The following is a 20,620-nucleotide window of genomic DNA, read 5'->3' on the forward strand; positions in this document are numbered from 1 at the left end:
TGCTGCGAACCGAAGAAATGCTTTTGAATGTTGGACCTCAGCATCCAAGTACGCACGGTGTTTTCCGCCTTGTTCTGAAAATTGACGGTGAGATCATCAAAGAGGCGAAACCGGTCATCGGCTATCTGCACCGCGGAACGGAGAAATTGGCTGAAAACCTGCAGTATACGCAAATTATTCCTTATACAGACAGAATGGATTATCTTGCCGCCATGACGAATAACTATATCCTTGTGCATGCCGTTGAAACGATGATGGATCTTAAAATTCCGGATCGGGCCGAATATCTTCGGATAATTACCATGGAACTTGGCCGGATTGCCAGCCATCTCGTATGGTGGGGTACCTATTTGCTGGATATTGGAGCGACAAGCCCATTCCTGTATGCATTCAGAGAACGTGAAATGATCATCAATATGCTGAATGAAATATCCGGGGGCCGCTTAACGTTTAACTATATGCGTGTCGGCGGTGTAAAATGGGATGCTCCTGAAGGCTGGATTGAAAAAGTAAGAGAGTTTGTTCCCTATATGCGTGAACAGCTGAAAGGCTATCATCAGCTTGTAACAGGAAATGAAATTTTCATGAACCGTGTCAAAGGGGTAGGAAAGTATACGAAAGAGGATGCTTTAAACTACTCCCTGAGCGGTGCAAATCTTCGCTGCACAGGCGTGAAATGGGATCTCAGGAAAGATGAGCCGTATTCAATCTATGACCGCTTCGATTTCGATGTTGCCGTTCAGGACGGCGGGGATGCGTGGGCCAGGTATCATGTGCGCATGAAGGAAATTGAAGAATCATTAAAAATCCTTGAACAGGCAGTGGAACAATTCCCTTCAGAAGGCGAAATACTGGCAAAAGTTCCGAAAATCATCAAAGCGCCAAAAGGGGAAGCGTTTGTAAGAATCGAATCTCCGCGGGGGAAATCGGCTGCTATATCGCGAGTGATGGAAAGAAGGAGCCATATCGCTTAAAATTCCGAAGGCCATCATTCTATAATCTTCAAATTCTCCCTAAACTGCTTGAAGGCGAAAACATTGCGAACTTGATTGCTATTTTAGGGGCAATTGATATTGTCCTTGGGGAGGTGGACGGTTAATGGTAGAAGAACTTCTTTATTCCGAAGCAGGTCTGCTGAATTTCGGTATTTTCTTCTTGCTTGCCACCGTTTTGCTATTAGTCGTTTTGGGGTTTGTTACTTATGCCATCCTGGCAGAACGTAAAGTCATGGGGTTTATGCAGCTGCGCCATGGCCCGAATCAGGTCGGAGGACGCTGGGGGCTTCTTCAGACCGTTTCTGATGTATTAAAGCTTTTATTAAAAGAAGACACCATTCCTAAACTTGCAGACAGGCCGCTGTTCATTCTTGCACCGGTCATTGCGTTTGCACCGGCATTTATGGTGCTGGCAACGATTCCTTTTACAGATAAACTTCAGTTTGCTGATATTGGAGTTGGACTGCTGTATTACATAGCCATTTCCGGACTGACAACAGTCGGTATTGTCACCGGAGCTTGGGCTTCCAATAATAAATATGCCCTGCTTGGGGGATGCGTGCTGCGGCCCAGATGATTTCTTATGAGATCCCGCTCGTTATGTCTGTATTAGGCATTATCCTTTTAACAGGCAGCTTAAACCTCAATGAGATCGTGGAAGCGCAAAAGAATGGCTGGTTCATCATTTGGCAGCCAATTGCTTTCATCGTATTCCTGATTGCTTCGACAGCTGAGCTGAACCGTGTTCCATTTGACTTGCCTGAAGCTGAATCAGAGCTGGTCGCAGGTTTCCATGTTGAATATTCCGGCTTCCGCTGGGCGTTCTTCATGCTTGCGGAATATGTATATTTCTTTGCAATGGCTTCGTTGACAACCGTATTATTCCTTGGCGGGTGGCTGCCGCTTCCATTCCTGGAATTCATTCCGGGTGCCGTTTGGTTTGCACTTAAATTCACGGCTGTAATCTTTATCTTGGTTTGGTTTCGTGTCACATTCCCGCGCCTTCGTGCAGACCAGCTCATGGAATTTGGCTGGAAGGTTCTGCTGCCCGTAGCGCTTGCGAATATCTTCTTAACAGCTTTGCTGAAAGAATGGCTGAATATATTTTAATTGAAGACCGGCCTCATAAAGTTTCGTGAACTGTCTAGCTCCACAAGGAACGATTCGACAGCATCTTCATCGCAGGACTAAAAAGCGTTAGCTTTTAGGAGCGCCTACCCCCTCGAGGTCACAAGCTTGTCTAGTTGCGGCTCCTAGGGACGAAAGACTAGCCAATCCCTTTCAGAAGGAAAGAACACCTTCTGAAAGGGCTCGTCTTGTGCTTGTCGGGGGTGGGCAAGGCGCTTCCGCATTTCTAAAATTGTCCAGCTCCAGGCGCCATCGGCTCTCGGGTCTAAGCCAATCCGTCCAAAAGGTAAAAAAACAACCTTTTAGCCGGCTCGTCTTATGCTTGTCGCCGATAAGCGGGCGCCTTATGCATTTCTTAACAAGGGGTGAAAAAACATGCTTGGTTTAGCGAAAGGATTATCGTATACCCTAAAAAACCTGACACGCAAAAAGGTAACCTATGACTATCCGAATGAACCGCTTCCGCTTCCGGACAGGTTCAGGGGAATTCAAAAGTTTTATCCTGAAAAGTGCATCGTGTGCAATCAGTGTGCAAATATTTGTCCAACCGATTGTATCCAGCTGACAGGCAAAAAGCATCCGGACCCTGCCAAAAAGGGAAAAATCATTGATACCTATGACATCAATTTCGAAATTTGCATCCTTTGCGACTTGTGCACAGAAGTCTGCCCAACCGAAGCGATTATCATGACCAATAATTTTGAACTGGCGGAATATAGCCGGGATGAGCTGTTTAAAAATCTTGAATGGCTTGATGAAAATGATGAAAATATACGGAAGGTGAATAAAGCATGACGTTTTCAGGTGAGTTTTTAGCGTTTATGTCTCTAGCTTTAGTTGCGGTCATCGGCGGCGTGCTTTTATTAAACCTTACCAAAGTCGTGCATATGGTTGTCGCTCTGGTATTTACATTTGTAAGCATTGCCGGAATTTATGTGCTGCTTTCAGCTGAATTCCTGGCTGCCGTTCAGATCTTAATTTACTCCGGTGCCATTACCATCATCATGCTGTTCGGAATCATGCTGACACGCCATAACGATACAAGCGAGCCGAAAACAGGACGCTTTCGAAAGCTGTTATTATTCCTGGGTGTGCTTGGCTTTGCTTTCGCGGTGTACATCGGGATTTATAACCTCGATTTGCCGTCAGCACCGAATGACCTTCATGTCAATAATACAGAGCAAATCGGAATTGAGCTTTACTCAAAATTCATAATTCCATTTGAAGTAACATCTGTCCTATTATTGGTCGCTTTAATTGGTTCAATTGTTTTGGCTAAGAGAGATGATGAAAAGGAGGCGGAAAAGGAATGAGTACAGTTCCCGTTCAAGCCTACCTGGCATTGGCTTTAATTCTTTTCTGCATCGGGCTGTATGGTGCCTTGACAAAGCGCAATACCGTGATTGTCCTGATTTCAATCGAACTGATGCTGAATGCGGTCAATATCAATCTGGTGGCATTCAGCAAATACGGCATTATGCCATCCATAACAGGCCAGATATTTGCTTTGTTTACAATCACTGTTGCAGCAGCAGAAGCAGCAGTTGGCCTGGCGATATTAATTGCTCTGTACCGTAATAAAAAGAGTGTTAATATTGATGAAATGGATGCTATGAAGCACTAAAGAGACTGTGGAAATGCAGCCGGACTGGCTGAGAATAGAGAGTAGTGAAGGCTGCCATATATGGCGCCGCCTTTATGGACCTGAAAAAAGGTCCCAATCTGACACGCCAAGCATTAGGGTGTGTTCAAAAAGGGGATTGTGATAATGATGGAGAATGCATGGATCATACCGCTTTTCCCGCTTTTATCGTTTTTGTTCCTTATTTTATTCGGCAAACGGCTAAAAGAAGCGAGTGCTTATATAGGAATTCTGTTTACCCTGGCATCGCTTGTCTATTCAATATTGGTGCTATTTGACCGGTTTTCGGCACCAACTTTTAAAGCAGAAGGCGTTTGGCTGACTATAGGGGATGTTCAGTTAACAGCGGGTTTTGAAGTTAATCAGTTAAATGCATTGATGCTGGTAATTGTATCACTTGTCAGTTTCCTGGTACATACGTATTCGAAAGGGTATATGCAGGGTGATGACCGCTTCCCTGTTTTCTATGCTTATTTAGGGTTATTTACATTTGCCATGCTGGGCCTTGTCATCTCGCCTAATCTGCTTCAGACGTACTTCTTCTGGGAACTTGTCGGACTTGGTTCCTTCCTGCTGATCGGATTCTATTTTTACAAAGAGGAAGCAAAGGCTGCGGCTAAAAAAGCATTTATCATGACCCGTATTGGGGACGTCGGCCTTTTGATCGGAATGATTCTATTATTCTGGCAGGCTGGCAGCTTTGAGTATGATGAAATTTTTGCAGCTGTTGAAGCTGGTGCCATTTCTGGCACAATGATTACGTTAACAGCCATTCTTATCTTTGTAGGGGCTGTCGGTAAATCGGGCCAATTCCCGCTGCATACCTGGCTTCCGGACGCAATGGAAGGACCGACGCCGGTCTCCGCATTAATCCATGCTGCGACAATGGTAGCGGCAGGTGTGTATTTAGTGGCAGCGCTGTTCCCGCTGTTTACAGCAAGTGAAACAGCACTGATGACTGTTGCTGTAATTGGGGCATTCACAGCCATTTTTGCGGCAAGCATCGGCCTGGTCCAAAAGGATATAAAGCGGGTGCTCGCTTATTCAACCGTCAGCCAGCTTGGCTATATGATGCTGGCGCTCGGTTCTGCCGGATATGTAGCCGGTGTATTCCATTTAATGACACATGCCTTTTTCAAGGCCTTGCTGTTTCTTGCAGCCGGAAGTGTCATCCACGCGGTTCATACACAGAATATTGAACATATGGGCGGATTATGGAAAAAGCTGCGCGTGACTGGCCCTCTATTCCTGATTGGGACACTGGCGATCAGCGGGGTTCCATTATTTTCAGGGTTCTTCAGTAAAGATGAGATTTTAATTGCTGCCTGGGCGCATGGGAATACAGTACTGTTCTGGCTAGCGGTGATTGCTGCGTTCTTTACGGCATTTTATATGTTCCGTCTGTTTTTTATGGTTTTCGCTGGTGAAGCAAGAATCGATATGAAAAATGTTCACGAGTCGCCTAGTGTAATGACGCTGCCAATGGTGGTCCTAGGAGTGCTGGCTGTAGTGGCTGGATATGTGAATACGCCATGGTTTGGTACGTTTCTTGGTGATTGGCTCGTGGAAGATAACCATGCTCTGGGCCATGGCCATATTGAGGGACCTGCATGGATAATGATTGTCGCCACTGCTGTATCCCTGCTTGGAATTTTCCTTGCCTGGCTAATGTACGGCAAACGTTCGCTTGCCCGTGACTGGCTTACAAGCAGAATGCCGCTTTCATACAACGTTCTGTACAATAAATACTATATTGATGAACTCTATTCGCTGACAGTGGTGAATGGTGCGAAATTCATTAGCTCATTTCTGCGATTCCTGGAAGTGTTCCTGGTTGAGGGACTCGTGAAGAGCGTTACTGGAATCACGTCTGCACTCGGAAGACTGGGTTCTAAATTTCAAAATGGCCAGATTCAGACATACGGAACAGCAGCGTTTGTCGGGCTTGCTATTTTAGTTGTCATCTATGCGTTTACGGGGGTACTTAAAATGAACTTAGCGTATTTTCTATCCATTTTAGTTTTCTCCCCGCTCCTTGGTATTTTAGTATTATCATTCCTGCCGAAAACACAGGAAACATTGATCAAGACCGTAGGAGTTTTGGCTACCATTCCGGCACTGATATTGGCGCTGATAGCCTATTTTCAATACCGGGCAGGTGCAAGTCTGGAACAGCTGAATGAAAAAGTCAGCTGGATTCAGTTTGGAGATTCCGGCCAGCTGGGCAACCTTTTTTCCATTGATTATGAACTGGGGCTGGATGGATTTTCATTAATCATGGTTGTGCTCACTGCTGTGCTTTCTACACTGGCAGCTATTGCTTCTATTCATATTAAAAAAGAATGGAAGGGCTACTTCATGCTGTTCCTGCTGCTTGAAGTCGGCATGCTTGGTGTATTTGCGGCTGAAAACCTGATTCTTTTCTTTATTTTCTTTGAAATCACCTTGATTCCGACCTTCTTCCTGATCGGGAAATGGGGTTACTTTGAAAAGGAAAATGCCGCTTACAGCTTCCTGATCTATAACGGTCTCGGATCTGCTGTGCTGCTGATTGTCATTATGGTGCTGTTTGCCCGTACTGGCACAGCTAATATTGATGCTTTGATGGCCGCAATGAACGCGGATAATCCGCAGCTAGTTGCGCCAATCTCTGAAAATATGAAAATGGGCATGCTGATTGCGCTTTTAATTGCGTTTGGAGTGAAGCTTCCTATATTCCCGCTGCACAGCTGGATGGTAAGGGTGCACGTACAAGCTCCGCCATCAATCGTCATGCTGCATGCCGGAGTGCTTTTGAAAATTGGTGCCTTCGGTTTAATCCGCTTTGGTATGGGAATATTTCCTGAGCAATTCCAAAGTATTGCTGTATGGCTGGCTGTACTCGGAGTCGTGAATTTACTGTATGGAGCATTTCTGGCATTTGTTCAGACCGATTTTAAAATGGTGCTTGCCTACTCCTCTATTTCCCACATGGGAATCGTTTTAATCGGGTTAGGCGCATTAAATGAGGCAGGAATCCAGGGGGCGATTTTCCAGGTTGTTTCCCACGGTTTAATCGCAGCACTTTTATTCTTCCTTGTCGGTGTTTTTTATGAACGCGTTCAAACATCCAATATTCAAAATCTCGGCGGTTTGGCAAAAGGGATGCCGATTACAGCAGGCTTCCTGCTTGCAGGGGCTATGGCCTCACTTGGCCTGCCTGGCATGTCAGGGTTTGTAAGTGAATTTATGGCCTTCCTTGGCCTGTTTAAAGAAATGCCGATTCTTGCCGCAGTCGGTGCGATCGGAATCATTATGACAGCTGTTTACCTGCTTCGAGCGGTACTGGGCATCACATACGGCAAAGCGCTTAGAGATTTTGCCGGCGTAACGGATATGAAGAAGTTTGAGTTTGTGCCTGTCCTGGTCTTAGTCGGCTTAATTGTCCTGATTGGTGTTTATCCGAGTGTACTGAGCGAACCGCTGACATCAACACTTGAAACGATCATGCTGGGGATAGGAGGGTGATGAAGGATGGATCTCGAAACATTATTATCATATGAATGGGGCATTATGACGCCGGAGTTCATCATCCTTGGTGTTGCGACCGCTCTTTCACTAATGGATTTGTTTATGCCGAAATCACAAAGCCGTAAAATTCTCGGCTGGGTCGGCTTTGCCGGAATTCTGGCAGCACTTGTTTCTTTACTTGGCCTTATCGGACACGGCCCGGAATCCATTTTGCTTGATACATTCAGGCTTGATTCATTTGCAAAAGCTTTTAAGCTGCTGCTTTTGATCGGATCGGCAATGGTACTGCTGATTGCCATTGGCTATGAGCCAAATGAAGGATTGGAAGAGTTCAGGGGGAATTTTTCTATTTATTCATGGCTGCATTGCTTGGAGCGATGATCATGTCTTCAAGCGGAGACTTAATCACCCTGTTTGTGGGACTTGAGCTTCTTTCCATCTCGTCTTATATTCTGGCAGGCATGAGAAAAAGAAATCTGCATTCAAATGAATCTGCCATGAAATATGTGATAAATGGCAGTATCGCCACAGCAATCACTTTGTTTGGAATGAGTTATGTATACGGTTTAACTGGAACTACGAACTTAAAGGAAATGGCAGGATTTTTGACATCCGTCTATAACGAGCAGCATATTTACCTGCTTGGCCTTGCGTTCTTTATGATTGTGGTGGGGCTATCCTTCAAGTTGGCAGCAGCACCGTTCCATATGTGGGCGCCTGATGTGTACCAGGGCGCACCAACACCTGTAACAGCTTTTTTAAGTGTAGTTTCTAAAACAGCCGGGTTCATCATTATAATCCGCATCCTGTTCTCAATCTTTTCAAATGCACCATCCGGTGAGGCTCAGGGGCTGCCGATGATTCTTGCTCTCCAGGATTACATAGCCTTCCTGGCCGGCGCCACGATGATCATTGGGAACCTGATTGCGTTAAGACAGCGGAATATCAAGCGTTTGTTTGCCTATTCCAGTATCGCACAGGCTGGTTATCTGCTGGTCGTCATTGCGAGCATGTCATTGTTCATGTTTGATACACTCTGGTTTTATCTGGGAGCCTACTTATTCATGAACTTGGGTGCTTTTGCGATCATCCAGCATGTAACACATAAATCGGGCTCTGAAGATATCAGCCAATTTGCCGGCCTATACCGCCGCGCGCCGTTCCTGGCCATTGCCATGGCCATCTTCCTGCTCTCGCTTGCAGGAATTCCCGGAACAGCCGGTTTTATTGGCAAACTGAATATCTTTATGGGTGCATTAGTGCCGAGTGAAGGACATTATGTATTAGTATCGATTATGATTGCGACAACAGTTGTTTCATACTTCTATTACTTCGGCGTAATGGTGCAAATGTTCTTCAGGCCAGCAGGTGATACAGGGAAGGTTAAGATCCCAGCTGCATTAACAGCTGTTATCGGAATTAGCCTGGCAGCAACAATCCTATTTGGAGTTGCACCGAATATCGCATTTGACTTCCTGCAGGGCAATTTCAATCAGTTCACTGATTTCTTTCAGTAAGGTTAAAATCGCTTTATAGGATGGGGATTATAAAAAAGCTTTTACAAAAAGGGGACAAAAGGGGTATTAATAAGAGAGGGGGATTTTTCCCTTCTTTTTGTTTGCCCCTGTTTACACTTCGTGTTTTTTCGACAATTCGATATAATGGACATATAAACTGCGAAAAAGAAAGAAACTTAATTTTCAAAAAATATCCATTCGTGAAACTTACCTGGTAAGATAAACGTCAAATGGTATTGTAGCGCACAAAGCAGGTAAGCGACGTGGCAAATTGTTAAGGGAGGGAAGAAGATGGTATCAGGATTTGGGCAACAGGCACTTATCAGCATTATGTCTCATCTGGTGTTTATTGCGCTGGCCTGGTGGGCACTTCAGGCACTGCGGTTCGAAACGCTATTGCGGGCGAATCATGTTTTTCAGGCAAGGGTACTGTATGTTCTGCTTTCCATTGTGATTGGATCAGCCGTAAGCAATTTCTTTCTCGATTATCTTCTATGGTCCCAGCAGCTGCCGCTTATTCTGCAGAACATCACCTTTCTTTAGGAGATGCATTTGATGGCCATATTTTTTATAAATATAGGTCTTCATACATGTTTTCATTTTGATAATTATTGAGTAAAATCTTTTTGTTGCTTGTTTTCCTGCATACATACTAGTTTGTGAAATGGTTTTCAAAGTATGCAAAAAAGGGCAGGAATAGCATCGGAGTTAACAGTGATTTTGCTGCCTTTTCAGTTTGTCAAAAAGTGACGACAATTCCCAAGTATGCTCTCTCTATCCTTGGTAACAATGGTACTAAGGGGAGGAGTTTAGAGATGAAAAAATTATTCATGACATTATCCATTATTGCCATTATTGGTTTCATGATGATAAACATTGGGAATAAGACGACTGTAGCCAAAGGGGAGCTTGACCTGTTAACGATGGCCTCGGTTTTACAGGGCGAGAATATTTTAATCAAGAATTGGACTTTGCATGCGAGAGAAAAAATGGAAAACCTTCAAACCCTTCAGGAAGTGAAAGCATTCACCGATGAATTGCAGTCGAAATATCCTGATTGGGAATGGAGCTTTCAAAGATCAGAAAAGGCTTGGGAAGCAGAAGCTATTATTATGAAAACAGATACTCAGTCAGAAGCAGTAAAAGTTTTATCGACCCCCACAAAAGGTCAAGTTCAGACGTATGTGATTTATGAGGCCAAAGGTCAGGGGTGGAAGAAAGAACAAAGCGAACTGGCTGCAGAACTGAAAAGTAAGATTTCTGACATTTTTCGAGGAAATGCCACAATTTTCTCTTGTATCCAGGGTGAATTCAATGATAAGATGAATAAGTCTTTGCCTGATACTGCAGCTCAATTGCTGGCAGCTTTTAATGCAACAGAAATAGAAGCACTAAAAGAAGACCAATTTATTTCAGCATCAGCAAATTCACCGCTCTTTGGTGAATCCATTGAGACAAATGGCAATAAAATGAACATGCAGCTTGGATTACGGACACAAGGAATGGGCGCCAAGACAAACATAGTTATTGGCACACCCATCATTACGATTGAATATTAATATAGAGAAATTGGACGCGGAGGGGAATACACTTTGGATAAAATCATCGTCCGCGGCGGAAATAGGTTAAGCGGTACTGTCAAAGTAGAAGGAGCAAAAAACGCTGTCTTACCGGTTATCGCCGCAACACTGTTAGCAAGTGATGGCAAAAGCGTAATTCGTGATGTCCCAACACTCTCCGATGTATATACTATTAATGAAGTATTACGCTATTTAAACGCCGAAGTGGAGTTTGAAAATAATACAGTAACAGTAAATGCATCTCGAGAGTTGAAGGTAGAAGCACCTTTTGAATATGTACGCAAAATGCGTGCTTCAGTTTTAGTCATGGGATCTTTATTAGCAAGAAATGGCCGTGCCCGTGTGGCATTGCCAGGGGGCTGCGCAATTGGTTCCCGCCCGATCGATCAGCATTTAAAAGGCTTTGAAGCGATGGGTGCGAAAGTAAAGGTTGGTAATGGCTTTATTGAAGCGGAAGCACCAGAAGGCCGCTTGCATGGAGCAAAAATATATCTCGATTTCCCTAGTGTTGGTGCTACGGAAAACATTATGATGGCTGCAACATTAGCCAAAGGCACAACGATTTTGGAAAACGTAGCAAAGGAACCGGAAATTGTTGACTTAGCTAACTTCCTGAATAAAATGGGTGCCAAGGTTAAAGGGGCAGGAACTGGCACGATCCGCATTGAAGGCGTGGACGTACTGTTTGGTGCAGAGCACAACATCATTCCTGACCGCATTGAAGCAGGTACATTCATGGTAGCAGCTGCCATAACAGGCGGAGACGTTCTTGTAAAGGGTGCTGTTCCTGAGCATTCCGCTTCTTTGATCGCCAAGATGGAAGAAATGGGTGTTACCTTCATCGAAGAAGCTGAAGGAATTCGTGTACTGGGTCCAGATAAATTAAAGGCAGCTGATATTAAAACAATGCCTCACCCTGGCTTCCCGACAGACATGCAATCACAGATGATGGCCCTATTGCTTCATGCTCAGGGTACAAGTGTGATCACGGAAACTGTATTCGAAAACCGATTCATGCATGTGGAGGAATTCCGCCGCATGAACGCTGATATTAAAATTGAAGGCCGTTCTGTCATTATGAACGGACCAAGCAATCTGCAGGGTGCAGAAGTAGCTGCTACAGATCTTCGTGCAGCCGCTGCGTTGATCCTGACTGGATTGGTGGCAGATGGCGTAACACGCGTAACAGAGCTGAAGCATCTTGACCGCGGATACGTGAATTTCCACGAAAAGCTTGCTGCACTCGGTGCAGATATCGAACGTGTGACAGAAGTGGAAGAAACACCTGTTAATAACAGCATTGTTTCTGACATGAACGCGTAAGTAATGCCAATCAAGGCGGCCACCTGCAAGTCGTCAAAATAGTCGCCTTGCGCGCATTCCAAACTGAAACCGCAGAATCGAGCTGTCAGAGGACTGACAAATCGATTCTGCGGTTTTTAATTTCTGATATTAATAACATTTGAACGTTGATTACTGCTCCAGCCCTCTCCGAGAGGCTCGACTTGTGCTTGTCGGGGGTGAGCACCTAAGGGAAGCTTCCTTGGGTGTTCTTCGCACGGAACAAGCGGCTTGTTCCGAAGGCGCTTGCGCTTTTCTTATTGGCCGACTAGTAAGAAGTATTCATGGATAATTTTGAATATTTATACTAATATAATAGAAAAAGATGGGATATAGTGAACAGCTAATGAAGATATCATGAAAAAATTCCTAAAGGTTTCATTGAAGGTGAAAATTCTGGGATTGGTCCTCATGCTGATTATATTTATCATCACTTCTTTATCAGGTCTATTTATTTATATGAAGCAGGCTGATGATGTGGTAAAGGCGAGGGAAATTTCCTTGGAAACGGCCAAGACCCTGTCTTATATGCCTGCCCTGCAAGATTTTTTCGGCATGGCGGCGAATATGAAAATATCAATATATTGATGGACCAGATTAAATATCAATCCAAGCCCATGACTGTATTTTTTCAGGGCCGTGATGGGAGGATGATTGCTTCAACAGATGAACAGGGTTTATATAAAATGCTGAATAATGACAATGCAGATAAAGCGCTTACTTATGGGAGCTATTACGTACTCCAAACAACGGAAAACGGCAGAAAGGTGCTTAAAGCGATTGCCCCAGTTATGGTGGATTATGGGCCATATAAAAAAGTGGAGGGTACAGTCGTTGTTTTATATGAAATGGATGCGATATATATTTCTATTTGGGATGACATCGCAAAGATTCTAAAGGCCTCCGTATTGATCTTAATCATTGGGATTTTTGGAAGCTTCCTATTGGCCAACAGCATTCGCAAAGATACTCTCAATCTGGAACCATATGAAATTGCCGCTTTGTTCAGAGAAAGAAATGCAATCCTGCAATCGGTGCGAGAGGGAATCATTGCTGTGGATGCACAAGGAGTTATCACCATGATGAACTCGTCTGCACAGCATATGCTGGATATTGAGGCACAGGCAGAAGGTCGGCCCTTAACTGAAGTAATTGGCTCCTCAGAAATGTTAAAGATCCTTTCAAACAATGAAAAACAAATGAATGTTGAAATACAATACAAAGATAAAATTATGATCGTCAGCACTGAGCCAATTATTGAAGAAGAACAAAAGAAAGGGATGGTCGGAAGCTTTCGTGATCGGACAGAGATTAAGCATATGATTGATGCCCTATCCGAGGTTAGGCAGTATTCCGATGACCTGAGAGCTCAAGCTCATGAATTCACCAATAAGCTGTATGCCATTCTCGGCCTTCTTCAGCTGAATAAGAAAAGGGAAGCGATTGAGTTTATTAAAAATGAGGCACATATCCATTCAATAGAGGAAGATTTATTACTATCGAAAATACAGGATGAAAAAGTCCAGGCTATCCTATTAGGGAAAATGGCGCAGGCATCGGAAAAGAAGATAAATTTTGTTATTGACCCAGAAAGCTCGCTGGAATCCCTACCGGAAAAATTCAAGCTATCTTCCCTGATCATTATTTTGGGAAATCTCATTAATAATGCATTTGATGCCGTTGCAGAAAAAGAAGAAAAGATGGTTCATTTCTTTGTGACAGATATCGGAAATGACGTAATTTTTGAAATCAATGACAATGGCAAGGGAATTAAGGATGAGGATAAGCCGTTTATTTTTCAAACCGGTTTTTCTTCTAAGGGAAAACATAGAGGATATGGACTTGGGAATGTAAACGATGAAGCACGATCATTAGGCGGAATGATTGAATTTGACAGTAATGAAGAAAATGGTACGGTGTTCACTGTCTACTTGCCAAAATGATTATCTCTTATAAAGGGGAATTTGAGTGGGGTAATCAATGTTGTAATTGCTGAGGATGATTTCCGAATTGCGCAAATCCATGAAGAATTTTTATCAAGGGTTAAGGGCATGAAGTTAGTCGGGAAGGCCTTAAATGCTAGGGAAACCATGAATTTATTGAACGTCCATCAAGTGGATTTGCTGCTGCTGGACATATATATGCCGGATAGATTGGGAACAGACCTGCTGCTGGAAATCCGTGAAAAGTTCCCCACACTGGATGTTATTTTGATATCAGCCGCCAGAGAAAAAGAATATTTGCAAAAAGCCTTGAAATTTGGCGTCCATAACTATTTGATTAAGCCGGTAACAATGGAGACCTTTGTCGGAACAGTTGAGAAATATAGGAAAGATAAGCAGATCCTGGACTCAATAGCGGAAGTGAATCAGGATGCCATTGACCGGTTATTTGGAAGCCGCAAGGTGAAAGAGGATAAACTTGATTTGCCAGCAGGAATTGACTACCTTACCTTAAACAAAGTAAGCCAAATACTAAAGAAAGAGACGAAAGGCATGTCCGCTGACAAGGTTGGCGAAAAAATGGGCGCATCCAGGACTACGGCCAGAAGGTATCTTGAATATTTGGTAAGTGCCAATAAAGCGTATGTGGAGCAGGAGTATGGGATTGTAGGACGGCCGGAACGAAATTATTACATAAAAGAAGGATGAGGAAAGGTCCGAGTGATCAGGGCTTTTTCTTTTTTTATAAAAATGTGAACCAATGAACATATGAACATAATGAACAAAATGCATATAAAGGTTTATATGGACATTTTTTTGAAAACGTTTACACTATGGTGTTTAGAATTTATTATAAATTCAGAATAAATAACTTATAAGGAGTGGATACCATGAAAAAACTTGGAATATTAATATTATCTGTAGTATTGCTTTCGGCATGTTCATCAGGTAAAGCATCTAACAGTGCAGATTACCCTTCTAAGAACATTGAAATTGTAGCCCCTGCATCTCCGGGTGGAGGATGGGATTTGACTGCCCGATCCGTACAGAAAATCTTAAAAGATAACAAACTAGTCAAGAGTAATGTAAATGTCATTAATAAGCCGGGAGGCGGCGGTGAGGTGGGCTGGAACTATCTGCACAGCAAAGACTCTCATAACCTTGCAGTAAATTCGAGTTTGCTCCTGACGAATAATTTACTGGGACAAAGTAAGCTGACGCACAAAGAATTTACTCCGTTAGCAACTCTGGCCACTGAATGGCAGGCAATTGCCGTATCGGTTGATTCTCCATATAAATCCATCAATGACTTAATGGACCAGATCAAGAAGGATCCAAAGTCCATTAAAATCGGAGTTGGCCCTGGATTAGGAAATGATGACCATCTGGCATTTGTACAGGTTGCAGACATGAAAGGGATCACACCAGCAGATTTGAATTTCCTTGTTTATGATGGTGGCGGGGGAGATGTGGTTACCGCTTTGATGGGGAACCATGTGGATGCTGTAACCACATCGTTATCAGAGGTTAAGGATCAGCACTTGGCTGGAAAGCTTAGAATCTTGACTGTATCCTCTGATAAGACATTGGAAGAGCTCGAAGATGTGCCTACACTTCAGGAAGAAGGAATAGATATGGTCTTTCCTCACTGGAGAGGTATTATGGGCCCGCCTGACATGACTGAAGAAGAAATCAAATATTGGGATGAGAAGTTAACGGAAATGGTTAAAACGGATGAATGGAAGAAGCTGCTTGAGAATAATGACTGGGATGACTTCTATCAAAATAGTGAAGAAACCAAAGCGTTTTTTGATGAACAGGAGAAGTTATACAAAGATCTGATCAATGATTCTGGATTGGTTAAGTAAGGGAGCGATGGGATGAAAGCCGTAAAAATAGGAATGCCTTTGTTAATGATCATCATTGCCGGTTTCTTTTTAATCAGCTCATTCGCCATTCCAAAGGCAAATCTCGGAAACCCAAACGGGCCTTTATACTTTCCGATAGGATTAAGTATTTTCATGCTGGTGCTTAGCGTCATCTATCTCTTTAACGAATTAAAAACCCTGCATGAACATAATGGGAAAATCCAGGGGCTTTTTGAGGGGAGAACATTGAAATTAATAGCAGTGACCATCGCCCTGGGAGTGATTTACGCTTTTATTTTCGAACCTTTTGGATTTCTGGCTTCTACCATTATTTTCCTGGGATGTCTGCTCTTCTATGTGAATGGATGGAAGAAGTGGAAGGCTAATATCATTGTCACGGTTTCATTTTCGTTCATAACCTGGTACGGCTTTAGTGAATTATTGGGTGTGAGTTTACCATAAATATGGAGGTGAGAAGTTAGCATGGATGCTTTCTTGCAAGGGTTCCAGATCGTTTTACAGCCAATGAATATCTTTTGGGTTGTAATTGGCGGGTTTTTAGGCACGATTGTCGGCATGCTCCCAGGCCTGGGGCCAGCTACAGCTGTTGCGGTGTTAATACCCATTACCTTTGGGATGGACCCGACAAGTGCGATCATTTTAATGGCTGCCATTTATTATGGTGCCATGTATGGCGGCTCAAGAAGTTCGATTCTCCTCAATACACCGGGGGATGGATCTGCCATCGCGGCCACCTTTGACGGATATCCGATGGCTCAAAAGGGACAGGCAGGAGAGGCAATGGCCATTTCCGCAGTGGCTTCCTTTATCGGCGGTGTATTGGCGGTCTTTGGTTTTATCTTTTTGGCAAAGCCGCTGGCAAACTTCGCTTTAAAATTTGGCCCATCAGAATATTTCCTATTAATGCTTTTAACATTATCGGCCATTGTATCACTTTCTATCGGTAAAATGGTGAAAGGCTTCATCGCGATGGCGCTGGGTCTTCTGATCAGTACCATTGGAATTGACCCCCAGACGGGGGTGCACCGTTTTACAATGGATATTCCCCATTTAAGTGAAGGTATTGAATTCCTCATTGTTATTATCGGTGTTTATGCAGTAGGAGAAGTTTTTTATAACTTTTTAACTATTGATAAAGTAAAAAAAGAAAAGAAAAAGGTTGGCAGAATCTGGTTTACCAAGGAACAATGGAAAAGGTCGAAGTGGCCGATACTTCGCAGTGCTCCATTAGGATTTATCGTTGGTGTCCTCCCTGGGGCGGGAGGATCGATTGCTTCCATGATGAGTTATTCTTCTGAGAAGCAGCTATCAAAGAAGCCTGAGGAGTTCGGTGAAGGTGCTGTTGAGGGACTTGCAGCTCCGGAATCATCCAATAATGCTGCTTCTGTTGGGGCAATGATTCCGCTTTTGACCATGGGAATTCCAGGTTCAGGCACGACAGCGGTCATGCTGGGAGCTCTTATTATGCTGGGAGTGAGACCTGGCCCCTTGCTTTTTGAAAATGATCCTGGAATGGTATGGGCCCTGATCAACAGCATGTTTATTGGAAATATCGCATTAGTCATCATCAATATTCTCCTTGTCGGCTTATTGGTGAAAATCCTGGATACACCAGCTAAGGTTCTATATCCGCTTATCATCATGCTGGCGTTTATAGGCACATACACACTCAGCTATAGCACCGTTGATTATTTCCTGCTGCTTCTTTTTGGCGTAATTGGGCTTTTTATGAAAATAATGGACTTCCCAATTGCCCCTCTGGTGCTGGCAATTATTGTGGGCGGGGATATGGAGCAGAATTTCCGGATGGCCCTGACTTCATCTAACGGCAGCTTAAGTATATTCTTTTCTTCCGGAATATCGATTACACTGATTGTGCTGACTGTACTTTCTTTGTTCTATCCAATTGTGATCAATAAGTTCAAGAAGAAAAGCAGAAATGATGATAAAGATGCTATCTCTGCTTAATATGGATCCAGGAAAGTCCACCAGAATAATGGTGGATTTTCCTGTTTACGCAGAAGGAGAAACATTATGAAAAAGAAACTTCTAATGATTATAGCAATCGCGCTGTATCTTTTCTTTTTTATCCTCCCGATGCAATGGAATATAAAAGTACAGTCGCTCGTCGCGCTTGTGATCATCCAGCTATTATGGGTGGGAAACGTATTTCCCCTGGCCTACAGCTCACTACTAGTCATGCTGATGTTTTCCTTTCATTTTTTTACTTATGAAGAGGTGCTGGCATATATTAGTTCTGATGTTGTCTGGCTGCTGGTTTCTACATTTATCATCTCAAGAGCCTTTATCGATACTGGATTAGCCGCCAGGCTTTCCCTGGTGATTTTGAAATGGTCGCGCGGTGCAGGCAAGGTGCTTGTCTTCATCTCATTTTTCCTTGTCTTTATTTTATCGGTCCTTGTACCGTCCAATGTCGGGAAAGCAAGTCTTATTTCCTCCGTATTTGATAGTCTGATCAGAAGCTTAAAGTCAATGGACGAATCAAGCAATCTGGCGAAATCCTTGTTCATCGGCATCACCTATCTGATCCCGATTACTGGTGCTTTTGTTGCTACAGGAGCAAGTTCAACGATCTATGCTTACAGTCTTTTGTCCGATAGTGGCCATCATATTGATTATCTGCAATGGACTCTTACTTTTGGAGTGCCAATCGCTATTTTTGCCGTGCTGCTCGGTCTGGCATTCATCATCATGTTTCCGCCGGAGAAAATGAACAAAGAGCATTTGCTGTGTCTGATTGAATCCAAAATCAGTGAATTGGGAAACATCAGTGCAAGAGAAAAGAAAATGCTTGTGATTATGGGCGTTACACTTACTCTTTGGATCACGCAGACCATACATGGATACTCAATTCCCCTCATTGGACTTTTGGGCGCCTGTCTGACCATATTCCCGGGAATCGGAATCTGGGAATGGGAGCGGGCAAGAAAATCGATTAATTGGGATATCGTTCTGTTTTTTGCTTCCACGCTCATGGTCTCAGGGATGCTGTTAAGTACAGGCACCATCGATTTGCTGGTTAAGTATCTCACCCCAATCCTTGCCCTGAAGACTCCGTTTATGACTGTTTTGATTTTAATTCTATTAACTTCATTGATGAGAATCATGTTTGTGAATGTCTTAGGTTTCCTGGCCATCATGCTCCCTTTAGTTATTTCACTGGGGGATGTATTAAGCGGCTTCCCAGCTCTGAACCTGGTGAAGGCCGTGCTTTTGGCAGGTATTCCAGGCTTCTTCTTTATCACCCAATCGCCTGTCCATTTAATCAGTTATTCATATGGCCATTTTAGTGAGAGAGATTTGCTTAAAGCGGGTGCTGTTTCCTTTTTGATTTGGATCGGGGTTATTTTAGGAGCGTTCGCATTTTATTGGCAGGGATGAGGCGACTTACGGCTGTCTCTTCTTCAATTTTGAAGAAAAAATGGCGTGCTCACTAAACTGAGCACGCCATTATAGTTATTTAATTGAAGCCTTGGATTGATTCACAGCGAATGAGGCGGCCTGAGTTCCGGCGACTTTGCCATAAACGGCACCGGACATTAAGCCTGATCCGCCTGGATAGTTTTTATAAAAGATTCCGCCGACCATCTCTCCTGCTGCAAAAAGCCCTGGAATTGGGGTCTGTTCTTTATTTAGTACTTCTCCATCGGTGTTAACATGTAGTCCGCCAAAGGCAAAGGTAATTCCGCATGTAACCGGGAAGGCATAGAAGGGTCCTTTCTCAGCCCGCAGTGCCCAGTTCGTTTTTTCAGGAGTGATGCCTGATGTTGATTTTCCATCTTTGACAGACGGATTATAATCACCATCTTGAACAGCATCATTATATTCTTGAATGGTTTTTAAAAACTGTTCTTTTTCTACAGGGAGCTGCTCCGCTAATTCCTGGAGCGTGTCTGCCTGATAAACAGTTGCTTCTTCCAGATTATATTCTTTGCGCAGAAGAGGTCTCACTTGGCTATCAAAGATCTGGTAAGCAACATGTCCAGGCTGTTTTAAAATTTCGCGTCCATATTTTGCATAGGTATAGTTCCTGAAGTCGGCGCCTTCATCCACAAAGCGGTACCCCTCTTTATTTAGCATGATTCCAAGCGGGTATGAATGCTTCTTGAAGATATCGCCTGGCTTTGTGAAATCACCGACCTTTGGAACATTATAGTCTGTACCAATGGAGTGGCATCCTGACCATTCACCAAATGTTTCGGCTCCAGCCTCAATCGCCATATTGATTCCGTCACCTGTATTGAATTCTGTGCCCCGGACAGCAGCTGCTTCCACTCAGGTCCTAAATTCCTGGAGCGCATTTCTTTATTGGCTTCAAAGCTTCCGCAGGCAAGCACGACGCTGTTTGCCTCTACGATAAGTTCTTTCTCTTTTTGCTGAACGACTGCGCCGGTTATTCTGCTATCTTCGGTTAATAACTTTGTTGCCTGGGCCTCATACCATATGTCAATCCCTGCTTCCTTAGCACGCTGGAAAAGTGCTTTCATTAAGCCAATTCCTTTTTCCTTAGTTTTAACAGGAAGGCCGCCCCAGAAGTGAATTTTGTCATCCTTTTTAAATGATTGATTATCATAATTCAGTTCAAATTCGACACCCTGCTCTTTCATCCAAACGATTGTTTCGTAAGACTTAGAAACAAGCTGATTTGCCAGCTCCGGATGGCTCTGGCCTTCAGTCACCCTCATTAAATCATTATAATAGTCAGAATCACTGTACTCCGGCATCACAATTTTACCGGCTTCTTCATCTGTCAATGAGGGCATGATTCTTCTAATATCGCTTAAATCGTTATAAGCAAAACGGATGGCCCCATCTGTAAAATAAGAATTGCCTCCGCGCTTATGTTCAGGACCTTTTTCAAGGATCAGGACGCTTGCCCCATTCTCCTTTGCCGAAATCGCCGCACATAGTGCCGCATTGCCGGCTCCTACCACTACTACATCATATTTAGCCATTTTAAGTACCTCCCGACGAATTTTTACTATTTATAACTTTATTGTAGGGGGAATGGTAAAATAAATGAAATATTGATATTTTATTGTTAACGATAAAAA

The 20,620-nt window shown here is 43.5% G+C and carries 14 protein-coding genes and 4 pseudogenes; 17 read left to right on the forward strand and 1 reads right to left on the reverse strand.

Annotation, left to right across the window (positions count from 1 at the left end; translation table 11 throughout):
* Positions 1 to 17: 17 nt before the first annotated feature.
* From M5V91_RS23700 to M5V91_RS23780, 17 genes and pseudogenes are all read left to right on the forward strand, one after another.
* Positions 18 to 1,033: pseudogene (locus M5V91_RS23700) on the forward strand (NADH-quinone oxidoreductase subunit D); the annotation flags it as partial.
* Positions 1,034 to 1,098: 65 nt separating this feature from the next.
* Positions 1,099 to 2,105, forward strand: a pseudogene (gene nuoH / locus M5V91_RS23705) (NADH-quinone oxidoreductase subunit NuoH).
* Between the two features lie 393 nt (positions 2,106 to 2,498).
* Complete coding sequence (nuoI, locus tag M5V91_RS23710; RefSeq protein WP_009332200.1) at positions 2,499 to 2,918, forward strand: NADH-quinone oxidoreductase subunit NuoI; 420 nt, start codon at positions 2,499 to 2,501, stop codon at positions 2,916 to 2,918.
* Positions 2,915 to 3,436, forward strand: a complete 522-nt coding sequence (locus M5V91_RS23715; RefSeq protein ID WP_019380621.1) for an NADH-quinone oxidoreductase subunit J — start codon at positions 2,915 to 2,917, stop codon at positions 3,434 to 3,436. Before nuoI ends, M5V91_RS23715 begins: the two co-directional genes overlap by 4 nt.
* Positions 3,433 to 3,747: an NADH-quinone oxidoreductase subunit NuoK gene (gene nuoK, locus M5V91_RS23720; RefSeq protein WP_009332198.1), complete on the forward strand. Its 315-nt coding sequence runs from the start codon at positions 3,433 to 3,435 to the stop codon at positions 3,745 to 3,747. Before M5V91_RS23715 ends, nuoK begins: the two co-directional genes overlap by 4 nt.
* 144 nt (positions 3,748 to 3,891) lie before the next feature.
* Complete coding sequence (gene nuoL, locus M5V91_RS23725; protein WP_439649948.1) at positions 3,892 to 7,272, forward strand: NADH-quinone oxidoreductase subunit L; 3,381 nt, start codon at positions 3,892 to 3,894, stop codon at positions 7,270 to 7,272.
* Between the two features lie 6 nt (positions 7,273 to 7,278).
* Positions 7,279 to 8,792 (forward strand): annotated as a pseudogene (nuoN, locus tag M5V91_RS23730) (NADH-quinone oxidoreductase subunit NuoN).
* Between the two features lie 291 nt (positions 8,793 to 9,083).
* A complete protein-coding gene (locus M5V91_RS23735) occupies positions 9,084 to 9,335 on the forward strand; it encodes a DUF1146 family protein (RefSeq protein ID WP_009332194.1) in 252 nt (83 codons plus the stop codon).
* 272 nt (positions 9,336 to 9,607) lie between these two features.
* Positions 9,608 to 10,351, forward strand: coding sequence for a YwmB family TATA-box binding protein (locus M5V91_RS23740; protein ID WP_217035403.1), 744 nt, complete (start codon positions 9,608 to 9,610; stop codon positions 10,349 to 10,351).
* A gap of 33 nt (positions 10,352 to 10,384) precedes the next feature.
* A complete protein-coding gene (gene murA, locus M5V91_RS23745; RefSeq protein WP_251174299.1) occupies positions 10,385 to 11,695 on the forward strand; it encodes a UDP-N-acetylglucosamine 1-carboxyvinyltransferase in 1,311 nt (436 codons plus the stop codon).
* 375 nt (positions 11,696 to 12,070) lie between these two features.
* On the forward strand, positions 12,071 to 12,301 hold the full coding sequence (locus M5V91_RS23750; RefSeq protein WP_284521527.1) for a hypothetical protein: 231 nt from the start codon (positions 12,071 to 12,073) through the stop codon (positions 12,299 to 12,301).
* A gap of 62 nt (positions 12,302 to 12,363) precedes the next feature.
* Positions 12,364 to 13,656, forward strand: coding sequence for a sensor histidine kinase (locus M5V91_RS23755; RefSeq protein WP_284521528.1), 1,293 nt, complete (start codon positions 12,364 to 12,366; stop codon positions 13,654 to 13,656).
* Positions 13,657 to 13,677: 21 nt separating this feature from the next.
* On the forward strand, positions 13,678 to 14,364 hold the full coding sequence (locus M5V91_RS23760) for a response regulator (RefSeq protein ID WP_009332190.1): 687 nt from the start codon (positions 13,678 to 13,680) through the stop codon (positions 14,362 to 14,364).
* A gap of 182 nt (positions 14,365 to 14,546) precedes the next feature.
* Positions 14,547 to 15,524 carry a tripartite tricarboxylate transporter substrate binding protein gene (locus M5V91_RS23765; protein WP_019380628.1) on the forward strand — a complete coding sequence of 326 codons (978 nt, stop codon included), beginning with the start codon at positions 14,547 to 14,549 and terminating at the stop codon, positions 15,522 to 15,524.
* 12 nt (positions 15,525 to 15,536) lie between these two features.
* Positions 15,537 to 15,986, forward strand: a complete 450-nt coding sequence (locus M5V91_RS23770; protein ID WP_019380629.1) for a tripartite tricarboxylate transporter TctB family protein — start codon at positions 15,537 to 15,539, stop codon at positions 15,984 to 15,986.
* Positions 15,987 to 16,007: 21 nt separating this feature from the next.
* Positions 16,008 to 17,513 carry a tripartite tricarboxylate transporter permease gene (locus M5V91_RS23775; RefSeq protein WP_009332187.1) on the forward strand — a complete coding sequence of 502 codons (1,506 nt, stop codon included), beginning with the start codon at positions 16,008 to 16,010 and terminating at the stop codon, positions 17,511 to 17,513.
* A 66-nt stretch (positions 17,514 to 17,579) separates the two neighbouring features.
* Positions 17,580 to 18,947: an SLC13 family permease gene (locus M5V91_RS23780; protein WP_251174297.1), complete on the forward strand. Its 1,368-nt coding sequence runs from the start codon at positions 17,580 to 17,582 to the stop codon at positions 18,945 to 18,947.
* 75 nt (positions 18,948 to 19,022) lie between these two features.
* On the opposite strand, the pseudogene tcuA reads toward M5V91_RS23780, so the two are convergent.
* A pseudogene (tcuA, locus tag M5V91_RS23785) lies at positions 19,023 to 20,521 on the reverse strand (FAD-dependent tricarballylate dehydrogenase TcuA).
* Between the last annotated feature and the right edge of the window lie 99 nt (positions 20,522 to 20,620).

It is taken from the genome of Cytobacillus pseudoceanisediminis, from assembly GCF_023516215.1.
In the GTDB taxonomy this organism is placed as follows: domain Bacteria; phylum Bacillota; class Bacilli; order Bacillales; family Cytobacillaceae; genus Cytobacillus; species Cytobacillus pseudoceanisediminis.